This is a genomic window from Pedobacter sp. (genome assembly GCF_046462515.1).
Classification (GTDB): domain Bacteria; phylum Bacteroidota; class Bacteroidia; order Sphingobacteriales; family Sphingobacteriaceae; genus Pedobacter.
Genome location: NZ_JBKGVD010000004.1, coordinates 115,017 through 127,089, shown reverse-complemented (window position 1 = coordinate 127,089; position 12,073 = coordinate 115,017). Strand labels below are relative to the sequence as shown.

The following is a 12,073-nucleotide window of genomic DNA, read 5'->3' as shown; positions in this document are numbered from 1 at the left end:
CGACTGTTTTTTATTCGCCTGTATCTTCTTTAACCTCTTCAAAATTTAAATGTGTCTGCTCCTGGATCAAGTTTTCTTCGAAAGGAGATTTTGAGCTTACTTTCTCTTGTAAAGTCTGAAACACAATAAATAATATCGGGATCACAAATACCCCTAAAATGGTTCCAAAAAGCATTCCGCCTACAGCACCTACACCAATAGAATTATTACCGGCAGCACCTACACCGGTAGATAGCATCAACGGTAATAAACCTAAGATAAATGCGAAAGATGTCATTAAAATAGGTCTTAATCTAGCAGTAGCACCATCTAAGGCCGCATGCAAAATGCTCATCCCTCTCCTGCGCCTGTCAACAGCAAATTCTACAATCAGGATGGCATTTTTAGCCAATAGGCCAATTAACATGATCAGTGTAATCTGTGTATAGATATTGTTATCGATGCCGAAGATCTTATCGAAAATGAATACTCCCGCCATACCTACCGGTAAAGATAGAATAACTGCTACTGGTAATACATAACTCTCATATTGCGCACAAAGCAGGAAGTATACAAATACCAGACACAGTAAGAAAATATATACGGTCTGACTGCCTGCGTTCTGTTCTTCTCTCGACAAGCCTGAGAACTCATATCCAAATCCCGGAGGGAGATTTTTAACAGCTTCTTCTTTAATGGCATTAATGGCATCACCAGAACTGAAGCCAGGGTTAGGGTTGCCTGTAATGGTAATAGCCGTATAAAGATTAAAACGCGAAATAGTTTGTGGACCATATACTTTTTCAAGACTGATAAAACCTTTTATAGGAGCCATGGTTCCACCTGGTGTGCGTACATAAACATTATTTAAACTCTCTAAATTAGCTCTGTACTGAGGGTCTGCCTGATAAACTACGCGATACTGCTTGCCAAATTTATTAAAATTAGAAGCATAAATACCACCGTAATAACCTTGTAGAACACTCATTACTTCATTAAGAGAAAGACCTGCTTGTTTGATTTTAGGCACATTGGCCGTAATCAGGTATTGCGGATAATTAGGGTTAAATGATGTAGAAGCGTACTGTATTTCAGGACGCTGATTTAAAGCGCCAATAAATTTATTACTTACCTGCGTAAAGTTCTCAATGCTTCCACCTGTACGATCTTGCAGCTGAAGCTCAAAGCCACCGCTTGAACCAAAACCGGAAATAGTAGGAGGAGCGAAGAAAATAATACGGGCTTCTTTGATACCGGCAGTTTTGGCAAAAAGTTCTTTAATAATTGCTTTTACATCACGTTTCCTTTCATTCCATGGCTTTAACCTTGAGATTACCATACCATTAGAACTTCCGCTGCCACTTAGCATGCCCCGACCGTTTACCTGTAAGGTTAATCTTACTTCGGGAATTTCTTTAACAATATCATTTACTTTATTCAATACCTCTGCGGTACGTTCCATTGAAGAACCAGGAGGTAAAGCAATATCAGACATGATTGAACCTAAATCTTCATTTGGTACGAAACCTTTAGGTGTACTGTACATCAACCATCCAAAAGCGAGTGTAGCAATCAATAAACCTAAGCCGGCAATCCACTTCTTGTGTGCCAGAAAATTCACAGACTTCCGGTATTTAGCTGTCATGCTATTAAATGAAGCATTGAATGCAGCGTAAAAACGCTTTAAAAAAGTTGTTTTTTCATGCTCGGGATGATCTTTGTGCGGTTTTAAAAGTAAAGCGCAGAGTGCAGGACTTAAGGTTAGTGCATTAATGGCCGATAATACAATGGAAATAGCTAATGTTAAACCAAATTGCTTAAAAAATACCCCTGATGAACCACTGATAAAGCTCACTGGGATAAATACCGCCGACATAACTAAAGTGATGGAAATGATAGCGCCTGTAATTTCATCCATTGCATCTTTCGTGGCCGATTTTGCAGAAGTATATTTACCCGTTTCTAACTTTGCATGCACTGCTTCTACTACCACAATGGCATCATCTACCACAATACCGATAGCCAGTACCAAGGCAAACAATGTTAACAGGTTTATGGTAAAGCCAAATAAGCTAAGAAAGAAAAAAGTACCGATAATGGCAACCGGTACCGAAATGGCCGGAATCAAAGTTGATTTAAAATCCTGCAGGAAAATAAATACCACAATGAAAACCAGAATAAATGCTTCAAAAAGAGTATGTAATACTTTTTCTATGGATGCATCAAGGAAATCGTTTACATTGGTAAGAATGGTATATTTTACTCCGGAAGGAAAAGTGTGCGAAGCACTTTCAATCGCGGCTAATGCACCTTCAATAACTTCTTTAGCGTTAGAACCCGCAGTTTGGTTAATGGCAAAACCTAAGCCCGGTTTACCATTTAATTTAATTGAACTGGCATAGCTTTGAGCGCCCATTTCAATACGGGCAATATCTTTTAATTTTAATACTTGCCCATTTGCTGCGGTTCTTACAATAATATCGCCAAACTGGCTTTCATCTTTTAAACGGCCTGTATATTTTAAAGTATATTGAAACGATTGCTGGCCTTGCTCACCCAACTGGCCTGGTGCTGCTTCAATATTCTGCTCGGCAAGTACCGCGCTAATATCGGCAGGGACTAAACCATAAGCAGCCATCACATCAGGTTTTAACCAGATACGCATGGTGTAAATAGACTGGCCAAAAGCGTTTACATCACCTACACCAGGTACACGTTTAATTTGCGGGATGATATTGATTTCAGCATAATTCTGTAAGAATTTTTGGTCGTACTCAGGTTTTTCTCCATATAGCGAGAAAATTAGTACGTTACTTGCCTGACGCTTGGCCGTGATTACGCCTGCTCTTGTTACCTCGGCAGGTAATAAACTGGTAGCCCGGGCAACACGGTTCTGTACGTTTACGGCGGCAAGATCGGGATTGGTACCCAATTTAAAATAAACGGTAATATTTGCCGAACCATCGTTGCCAGCTGTTGAAGTCATGTAGGTCATGTTTTCAACCCCGTTTATTTGTTCTTCGAGCGGAATAACCACACTACTCATCACCACATCAGCATTGGCACCCTGATATGATGCTGATACCTGAATGGTTGGAGGTGCAATTTCTGGATATTGAGAAACCGGTAAAGTGATAATACCTAAGATACCCAGTATAACAATGATAATGGATATAACTGTAGATAAAACCGGCCTTTCTATAAATTTCTTAAACATGGTATCGATTTACGATTTTAGATTTCTAACTATAAAATTGACCCTTATGCGGGTAGACTGGAGCTAAAATTTATGGTTTTGCGTTTTTAATATCAGCAAAAACAGAATCAGCAGGTTTATTTACAGGCTTGATCTTATCACCTTCTTTTAAGCCTGAAAAACCTTCCAGAATAATTTTATCACCTGTTTTTAAGCCGTTGGTTACCACAAAGAAATTGCCTTTGGTTAACTCCATAATTTCTATGTTGGTAATTTTTACACCACCTGTATCTGTTACCAGATAAACAAACTTCTTACCCTGGATATCTGTAGTTGATTTTTGAGGTACTAAAATGGCATTTTTTAAGTATTGAGGTACTCTTATTGACGCACTTCCTCCGGTTCTGAGTAAGCCATTAGGGTTTGAGAAAGTAGCCCTTAAGCTTGAAGCACCGGTTTGGCTGTTAATCTGTCCGCTAACTGTTTCAATCTTACCTTTCTCATTATAAATACTTCCATCAGCCAATACCAATGAAACGGCTGGCATTTGTTTAATTTTATCTGCCAGATTATTTCCTTTTACATTTCGAGAAATATCCAATAACTGCTTTTCATTTAAAGAGAAATATGCAAAAACCTTAGAGATATTAGATACGGTTGTTAAAGGCAATTGACTATTGCTGCTTACCAAGGCGCCAACTTTATAAGGGATTGTTCCTATAACCCCGTTTACTGGACTTGTAACCACGGTATAACCTAAGTTAACTTTAGCATTCACTAAAGCTGCTTTTGCCTGAGCAAGATTAGCCTTTTTTGCGGTTAATGTAAGTTCAGCATTCTGAAGGTCAAATTTGCTGATGATATCTTTTTCTACTAAAGGTTTTGTTTTGTTGTATTGCAATTGAGCTGCATTAACATCGGCTTCGGCACTTTTAATAGCTGCTTCAGCAGTTCTTACGGCCTGCTCATACTGAGGGGCGTTAATGGCAAATAAAGGCTGTCCTTGTTTTACGGTAGCGCCTTCGTCAACATATATACGCTCAATAAAGCCATCTATTTTTGGCCTGATATCTACATTTTGCATGCCTTCCAAAGTAGCAGGATAATCTGTTTCAAGGGAAGTGTTTTGCTCATCAACTTGCACAACAGGGTAGGGCTGAGGACCTGTAGGCCCTGCGGGGCCACCTGCTTTTTGGTTTTTATCACCTCCGCTGCAAGCGGCAATCAGTATGCTAAATGTACCTGCTAAGGTTAATAATTGTGTTGCTTTTTTCATATATATGTTACTGAATTTGATGCTTTAGATTGTATCCTGTACTAAAAATAGAAACCATTAAACGGTAGGGTTTAATGGTTTTATGATCGGTATATTGATTTGTAAAATCAGGGAAGAAGCTTGGTGTGACCAAATCATTAAATAAAGAGGGCCTTTTGCGTAGCAATCTATGAATGCTTGATCTGATGATATTTCTTTTTACCAAGTTGTAGTATTTTGATTGTTAAAACGACAACAAAAATAGCAGAGCGTTGTTTCGACAAAGTCAGAGAAATCTCATTTAATCAATTGATTGATTTTTGTTACAAAAACAAGAGGGCTGGCCTTTGTTAAAGCACTTTTTTATAAATAGGTACCCTGTTTCAGAAAAGAAATTTGCTTTTGAAATTAAACCACCATATTCCCCTCAAAAACTTTTTCTGCAGGACCGCATAAAAAAACATCTGTAAAAACCTGCCCATCATAATTAAATTTTATTTCCAGATTGCCACCTAAGACTTGTATGGGAGTTTCAATATGGCCTATTCTGTTATCCTTTTTAGCCATAGCCATAGCAACAGCAGTTACTCCTGTTCCACAGGCATAAGTTTCATCCTCAACTCCACGTTCAAAAGTGCGTACAAATAAATGGTTTGGTCTTTTCTCTACAAAGTTTACATTGATACCATTCACTTTGTAAGTATGATTGTTCCTGATTTCGTAACCGTGCTTATACACGTCTAACGCTTCTAAGTTCTTTACTTCCTTTACATAATGAGGCGAACCAGTGTTTAATACAAAGGCATCTTCATCATTTGCAATTTGCTCTACATTTATCATTTGCAGTGCTACCCAGTTACCTTCTTCTGTAATTTTGGCATAATGAGCGCCGTCAACTGCCAAAAAATTAGTTTCATTTTTAATGATACCCAGATGTTTGGCAAAAGCAACAATGCAACGTCCACCATTACCACACATGGTACCTACGTTACCATCAGCATTGTAGTAATGCATTTCAAAATCATAATCGGGATGCGTAGTTAAAAACATTAATCCGTCAGCCCCTATACCAAATCTTCTGTCGCAAAGCCGGGCTACAAGGGCATTATCAATGTTTTGCAAAGGAGCGTCGCGGTGATCTATCACAATAAAATCATTTCCTGCACCTTGGTATTTATAGAAAGAGATATTCATATTTTCTTCATTTAATGATGAAATATTTGCCTATAGATTAAACAATTGTTTAAGAGCTAATTGTTTTAACATTTTTTAACATCAAAAGATGTGTTATAAATGTACAAATATCGTTGATATGGTATTAAATTTGAATACTTGACATTAAAATTGATTCACGAGAATAAAAGTAATAATATGCAAATGAAAAAAATAGGTTTGATTGTGCTGGCTGCATTTATAGGAGGTGTAGCTGCAATAGGCGCCTATAAATTATTTGAGCGCCATGATGATGGTTTTACAATTGCAGACAAACAGAATATGATGTTTGCAAAAAATCCTATAATTTCTTCATCTACAGGTGCACCTGATTTTGTTCAGGCTGCTGCTGCTGTTTCTCCTGCAGTGGTACATATCAAGACCACGTATGCTGCCAAATCGGGTAGCGGAGGCAGAGATATGGGCGATATCTTTGAACAATTCTTTGGTTTTGGAGGAGGAATGCAACGTGTTCCGCGTCAACCACAGGCTGCTTCGGGCTCAGGAGTAATCTTAACTTCTGATGGCTACATTGCAACAAACAACCATGTAGTTGACGGTGCAGATAAAATTGAAGTGATTTTGTCTAACAGACGCAAAGTAACGGCAAAAGTGATTGGTAAAGACTCTAATACAGACCTGGCTCTCATCAAAATTGATGTTAGCGGATTGCCTTTTATAAAAATGGGTAATTCAGATAATGTACAGGTAGGCGAGTGGGTATTGGCAGTGGGTTTCCCTTTAGATTTGCAAACTACTGTAACGGCAGGTATTGTGAGCGCGAAAGCCCGTAACATTGGTATCTTAAATCGTGAGAACGGACAAATGACACAGGAAGAGTATGAAGAATACCAAAGAACAGGTAAATTGCCAAGCCGTACCAATAATTCTATCGAATCATTCATCCAGACAGACGCTGCCATTAATCCTGGAAATAGCGGAGGTGCTTTAGTAAATGCAAATGGAGAGCTAATAGGTATTAATGCGGCTATTGCTTCGCAAACAGGAAGAAATGAAGGATACGGATTTGCGATCCCTGTTAACTTGGCTAAAAAGATCTTAGAAGATTTTAGAAAATACGGCTCTGTAAAACGTGGTTATATAGGAGTATCATTTAAACCTTTAGATGCTGATGTTGCCGAGGAATTAAAAACCAAAGAAATAGCAGGTTTATATGTAAGCGATGTTGTTCCAAATGGCGGTGCTGAAGCTGCGGGTATCAAATCAGGAGATATTATTAAGAAAGTAAATGGCGCTGATATTTATGATTCGCCTGATCTGCAGGAAAAAATTGGTAGAATGAGCCCGGGAGATAAGGTTAACTTAACTGTTTTAAAGGCAGATGGATCTTTGAAGAACGTATCAGTTACCTTAAAACCAGAGAGCACAATGTCTGATTTAGCCAAAAATAAGGATAAAGCTGCAGGAACGAGCGTTAGCGCTGTAGGAGCAAGCTTTGCACCTGCAACAGATTCTCAAAAAGCAAGATACCGTATTAGAAATGGAGTATATGTAACCGAAGTAGCCCCAGGTAAATTGTTTGATAACTTGGGAATTAAAAAAGGTTTAATTATTACCAGCATAAATGGTAAGGAAGTAAATAGTGCTGCAGATATAGAAAAAGCCATGCCTTCAGGAAAAAATGAGAGAATTACCATCTCAGGAGTAAGTGAAGGCGGAACATTTACATTCTCTTTTAATTAATAAGTAGCGATATTACTATAAATAAAAAATCCCGGGCAATTTGTCCGGGATTTTTTATTTATAGTATGATTTAGTGCTGTTCCGTTATTTTTTTTTGCTATCAGCGTAACCAAATACTTTTTGCAATAATGTTGTTGAACGGGCACCTATATTATCTCTGATCTTTAATTCTTCCTGTGCTACCTGAACAAACATACCATCAATAGCTTTCTGAGCCACGTAGCTGGTTAGATCTGTTGTTACAGGTTTTACAAGAGGTATTTTATTGTAAGCTGTTGCAGCATCAGTCCAGTATCTTGTAGCACCTACTTTGCTTAAACTATTGGCAATTATAGGCGAGAATTTTTCCATTAACTGTGCAGTCGTAACTCTTTTAAAATATTGTGTAGCCGCATCTTTGTTCCCAAATAAAATATTGGTAGCATCAGCAATGGTCATCTGCTTTATTGCATTTACAAAAATAGGCTTGGCCTCTTTAGCCGCATCTTCGGCTGCGCGGTTTAAACTTAAAATCACATTGTCGGCCAAACTGTTTAATCCAATGCTCCTCAATGTGCTTTCTACTTTTTGAGCTTCTGTTGGGAACAGTATCTTTATTGCCATATTACCAAAGAAACCATCTCTTGCCGATAAACGGTCTGCTCCGGCACTGGTACCCAGTTCTAATGCCTGCTTTAAAGCATTACCTATCTCTAAGCTGGTAGGTGTGCCCGTAGTTCCTGTAGCTACCTGACCTAAAATTCCACTTATTTGTTGTTGTGATTGAACATCGCAACTGCTACAAGTAACTGTGGCTGCAATTAACATGCTTAACGCTATCTTTTTATTCATTTGATTTGAAGGCTAAAGTTCAATGATTAGGGAATTGATACAATATTAATAAAATCTTTTGCGATCAATGCTGCTATTGCTTAAATAATAACATAGTATCTTATTTAAGAGGAAAATGTGTTTAATAAAATTAAGTGCTCATGTCAAAAAATATTTTTATAATTGAAAAAGATTAAAGTTTAGTATCCGCTTGAAATTTATCAAAAATACATCCAAAAGTCAGAACCCTGATGATGCAGAGTTGGTTGCCCTTTACCAGAAAAGTGGCGATCTGGATGTGTTGGGCAATCTCTATAACAGATATATGCATTTGGTGTACGGTGTTTGCTTAAGTTACTTTAAAGACGAAGAGCAGAGCAAAGATGCTGTTATGCAGATTTTTGAAGAACTGGTTGTTAAACTGCGGGTTCATCAGGTACAGAATTTTAAAAGCTGGCTGCATGTCTTAACCCGTAATCATTGCTTAATGGCCCTGCGCAAGCAAAATAGAAATCCATTGGTGCCAATGGATGAGAACTTTGTGGAAAAAGATGATTTTGTGCATCTGGATATTGACGATACAAAAGAAACGCAGTTGACCATTATGGAAAAGTGTATGGAAACCCTTTCAGAAGAGCAGAGAAAAAGCGTAGATTTATTTTATCTGCAAGAAAAATGCTATAAGGAGGTTGCAGAAATTACGGGCTATGATATGCTCAAAGTAAAAAGCTATATCCAGAACGGTAAGCGTAATTTAAAAATTTGCATAGAGAAAAACAGTGGCTTATAACGATTGGTTAGATATTGAGGTATTGGAAGATTACCTTGACGGTAAACTGGATGCCAAAGAGATGTATCAGGTGGAAAAATTATCCCTTGAAGATCCCTTTGTTGCCCAGGCTTTAGAGGGTTTGGCTGCCAGTAAAAAACGAACCTATCATCTTTCGCTCTTACAAAAACAATTACAGGAGCGTTTGCAGCAAAAGCCTGTTGAACGTAAAATGTGGCGTTTAACTTCTCATCGTTTAAGCATCGCGGCTACTGCGGCAGTTGTATTCATATCAGTTAGTATCTTGTTTTGGATGAGGGAGACCAATAGACAGAAACAAGCAGAACTGGCTGCAAATAAACCTAAAAATGTAGAAGTAAATCTGGCTCCTCAGACCGCTGATATTCCTGAAAACCAAAAGTCAGAAAATGAATCACAGATTGTGCCTGAAAAAGTTCAAGCAGAATTAGATCATACTTTAAAAAACAAGAGCGGAGCACTTGCCCGAAATAATAAACAAACTGATAATAAACAGAACGATAAAGATATTGCACCCTTGCAAGATATGGTAACTGTAGCAGAACCTATGGCTGCACAGGCTAAGCGGGCAATGGTGAAGCCAGAAATAGGAGTAGCTGCAATGAGTAGCTCTGTAGCTTTGTCTGTACCTAAAACAGACAGTATCTCATCTAAACCTCAACCTTTAAATGGATGGGCTGCCTATCAAATCTATTTAACAGAGCAGAATAGGGTAAGCAAGAATCAGGAACTGGGAAAAACAGTAGAACTGCATTTTCTTATAGATAAAAATGGTTTACCAGCTAAAATAGAAATAACCAAATCGGCAGGAGCACAACTTGATAATGAGGCAGTACGTTTAGTTAAAGAGGGTTCTAAGTGGAATTATATTGAAGGTACGCCAAACCAAGTTATATTGAAAGTACAATTTTAATGCTAAAACCGTACTTTCAATAAGTTATATCATTAGCACTCAGGCAAACTTATAGGCACTTTGGTTGCGAGGCCACCATCAGAAGTTTCTTTGTATTTCACATTCATGTCAAGAGCAGTTTCCCACATGGTATTTACTACTGCATCTAAACTCACTTTAGCTTTATCCGGATTGCTTTGTAATGCAAGCTGACTGGCTGTGATGGCTTTGATTGCCCCCATGGTATTGCGTTCGATACATGGAATTTGTACCAGCCCGCCAATAGGATCGCAAGTTAAGCCTAAATGATGCTCCATAGCGATTTCTGCGGCCATTAAGACCTGTCGTTGTGAGCCCCCTAAACACTCGGTTAAGGCCGCAGCAGCCATGGCTGATGAAACACCTATCTCTGCCTGACAGCCACCCATTGCTGCTGATATGGTGGCACCTTTTTTAAAAATGCTGCCAATTTCGCTTGCACAGGCAATAAACTGTATAATTCTATCTTCTGTATAGCCATTACAAAATGTGATGAAATATTGCAGAACAGCCGGAATAACACCTGATGCACCATTGGTTGGGGCAGTCACTACACGACCAAAAGCGGCATTTTCTTCATTTACGGCCAAAGCAAAACAGCTTACCCAGTCCAATATATAATTAAAGCCGGTTCCACCATTTTGGATGGCTTTAACCCAACTGTTATAATCTGTATAAGTCTGGTTATTAATCAGTCTTTTATTTAGTTTGGCAGCACGACGGGCTACATTTAGTCCTCCAGGTAAAAAACCATCGGTGTGGCAGCCACGGTAGATACAATCTCTGATTACGTAAAAATGCTCTAAAACGCCTTTACGGGTTTTTTCCTCAGAACGCCATGCGGCCTCATTTTCCATTACAATTTCACTTACTTTGAGCCCGGTAGATAAGCACCAGTGTAGTAATTCACTGGCTTTTTCAACAGGAAAAGGAAGCTCTACTGGTTCTTTGTCGCTGTTTTCCTGGCCTTCTTTTACAACAAAACCACCTCCAATAGAATAGTAAGTTTCGGAAATGGCTTTTCCGTTATTTAAAAAAGCCTGAAAGGTTACAGCATTTGGATGGAAAGGCAAGCTTTCATTAAACAAGAAAATCAGATCTTCGGCGTAGGTAAAACCAATTTCGTGTTTAGCGGCCAAAGTCAATTTTTGTTCTCCTTTTATCTGGTTAACGGTACTGTCTATCGCATTTACATCAAAAGTTACGGGATCTCCTCCTGATAAGCCCAATAATATGGCAATGTCAGTTCCATGACCTTTGCCTGTTTTGGCTAATGAGCCATATAATAATATTTTAACCTGTTCTACATCGTTAAGCACATTTTGCTGGATCAGCAGATCAGTAAATTTCTGAGCTGCACGCCAAGGGCCTAAAGTGTGCGAACTTGAGGGACCGATACCTATTTTAAAAATATCGAAAACGGAGATTTGTTCTTGTTGCATGATTTGTATACAAAATTACGAAGGTTTAAATAATATTTCTCGTTATTTTCCCTTTAATAATGTATAATGATAAGATATCTTGTTTTTGTATGATAATATCGCCTTTATAGTTAGGGTTTGATGATCTTAGGATGACTTTCTTTTCATCAGCATGTTCATGGATAATTTTAATGGCCTTAATTTCATTGGCATTTTCGTTGGTAATAACCACATAGGCTTCTCCCCAAAGTATGATACTTTTATTTTTTACTTCCTTAACTGCTATTACATCGCCTGCTGCATACCGCGGGTACATGCTATCGCCATAAACTGGCAGGTAAGCAGTACAATCATTGAAAGGTTTATAGCTTACAAAATAATCGGGCTTTTCTTCCATAGCTGTTAAGCTGTTTATTTCTGTAAGCTTAACATCATAATAAGGCACTCTATTATCTTCGATCTCCTCGTAAGGGTTTATGTTTTCGGTTGGTTCAGAATTGTATTTAGGCTCTATGCCGGTTAATATCCAATTCATATTTGCGTTATCAAATATTTTTGAGAAATCAATGAGTATATCTGCTGAGGGTTTAGCAGTGGCATCTCTTTCTAAGCGATATAATTTTTCGGGGCTTTTATATCCCAAGCGCTTTGATAAATCGTTGGCATTCTTACATCCTTCTTCAAGAGCGAAAGACATCATCCTCTCAAATATGTTTGAGTTATTTTTCAACATTGTTTGAATATTGCAAATAAGTTT

Annotated in this window: 9 protein-coding genes; 3 read left to right on the top strand and 6 right to left on the bottom strand. The window is 38.2% G+C overall.

The window, feature by feature from the left end:
• Positions 1–10: 10 nt before the first annotated feature.
• The 3 genes from ACLHG9_RS04055 to dapF all read right to left on the bottom strand — a co-directional run bounded on the left by ACLHG9_RS04055 (position 11) and on the right by dapF (position 5,624).
• Complete coding sequence (locus ACLHG9_RS04055; protein ID WP_410220245.1) at positions 11–3,196, bottom strand: efflux RND transporter permease subunit; 3,186 nt, start codon at positions 3,194–3,196, stop codon at positions 11–13.
• Between the two features lie 70 nt (positions 3,197–3,266).
• Complete coding sequence (locus ACLHG9_RS04050) at positions 3,267–4,451, bottom strand: efflux RND transporter periplasmic adaptor subunit (RefSeq protein WP_410220244.1); 1,185 nt, start codon at positions 4,449–4,451, stop codon at positions 3,267–3,269.
• A 387-nt stretch (positions 4,452–4,838) separates the two neighbouring features.
• The gene (dapF, locus tag ACLHG9_RS04045) at positions 4,839–5,624 is read right to left on the bottom strand and encodes a diaminopimelate epimerase (RefSeq protein WP_410220243.1); all 786 of its coding nucleotides are present in this window, start codon (positions 5,622–5,624) and stop codon (positions 4,839–4,841) included.
• Between the two features lie 183 nt (positions 5,625–5,807).
• On the opposite strand from dapF, the gene ACLHG9_RS04040 reads away from it, so the two are divergent.
• A complete protein-coding gene (locus tag ACLHG9_RS04040; RefSeq protein ID WP_410220242.1) occupies positions 5,808–7,346 on the top strand; it encodes a trypsin-like peptidase domain-containing protein in 1,539 nt (512 codons plus the stop codon).
• Between the two features lie 84 nt (positions 7,347–7,430).
• On the opposite strand, the gene ACLHG9_RS04035 is transcribed toward ACLHG9_RS04040, so the two are convergent.
• Entirely contained in the window at positions 7,431–8,177 is a 747-nt protein-coding gene (locus tag ACLHG9_RS04035; protein WP_410220241.1) for a DUF4197 domain-containing protein, read from the bottom strand.
• Between the two features lie 190 nt (positions 8,178–8,367).
• Between ACLHG9_RS04035 and ACLHG9_RS04030 the strand changes: the two genes are divergently transcribed.
• Positions 8,368–8,946, top strand: coding sequence for an RNA polymerase sigma factor (locus ACLHG9_RS04030; protein ID WP_410220240.1), 579 nt, complete (start codon positions 8,368–8,370; stop codon positions 8,944–8,946).
• Positions 8,936–9,877 (top strand): energy transducer TonB, encoded by a 942-nt coding sequence (locus tag ACLHG9_RS04025; protein WP_410220239.1) that lies wholly within the window; start codon positions 8,936–8,938, stop codon positions 9,875–9,877. Before ACLHG9_RS04030 ends, ACLHG9_RS04025 begins: the two co-directional genes overlap by 11 nt.
• Before the next feature lie 32 nt (positions 9,878–9,909).
• Here the strand turns inward: ACLHG9_RS04025 and ACLHG9_RS04020 are convergent, their stop codons facing one another.
• Positions 9,910–11,337, bottom strand: coding sequence for an L-serine ammonia-lyase (locus tag ACLHG9_RS04020; RefSeq protein ID WP_410220238.1), 1,428 nt, complete (start codon positions 11,335–11,337; stop codon positions 9,910–9,912).
• Between the two features lie 25 nt (positions 11,338–11,362).
• Complete coding sequence (locus tag ACLHG9_RS04015; RefSeq protein ID WP_410220237.1) at positions 11,363–12,049, bottom strand: helix-turn-helix transcriptional regulator; 687 nt, start codon at positions 12,047–12,049, stop codon at positions 11,363–11,365.
• Between the last annotated feature and the right edge of the window lie 24 nt (positions 12,050–12,073).

Bases quoted from the DNA above. Each gene is read 5' to 3' on its own strand.
- ACLHG9_RS04055 (WP_410220245.1), bottom strand. From the start codon at position 3,196: ATGTTTAAGAAATTTATAGAAAGGCCGGTTTTATCTACAGTTATATCC.
- ACLHG9_RS04050 (WP_410220244.1), bottom strand. From the start codon at position 4,451: ATGAAAAAAGCAACACAATTATTAACCTTAGCAGGTACATTTAGCATA.
- dapF (WP_410220243.1), bottom strand. From the start codon at position 5,624: ATGAATATCTCTTTCTATAAATACCAAGGTGCAGGAAATGATTTTATT.
- ACLHG9_RS04040 (WP_410220242.1), top strand. From the start codon at position 5,808: ATGAAAAAAATAGGTTTGATTGTGCTGGCTGCATTTATAGGAGGTGTA.
- ACLHG9_RS04035 (WP_410220241.1), bottom strand. From the start codon at position 8,177: ATGAATAAAAAGATAGCGTTAAGCATGTTAATTGCAGCCACAGTTACT.
- ACLHG9_RS04020 (WP_410220238.1), bottom strand. From the start codon at position 11,337: ATGCAACAAGAACAAATCTCCGTTTTCGATATTTTTAAAATAGGTATC.
- ACLHG9_RS04015 (WP_410220237.1), bottom strand. From the start codon at position 12,049: ATGTTGAAAAATAACTCAAACATATTTGAGAGGATGATGTCTTTCGCT.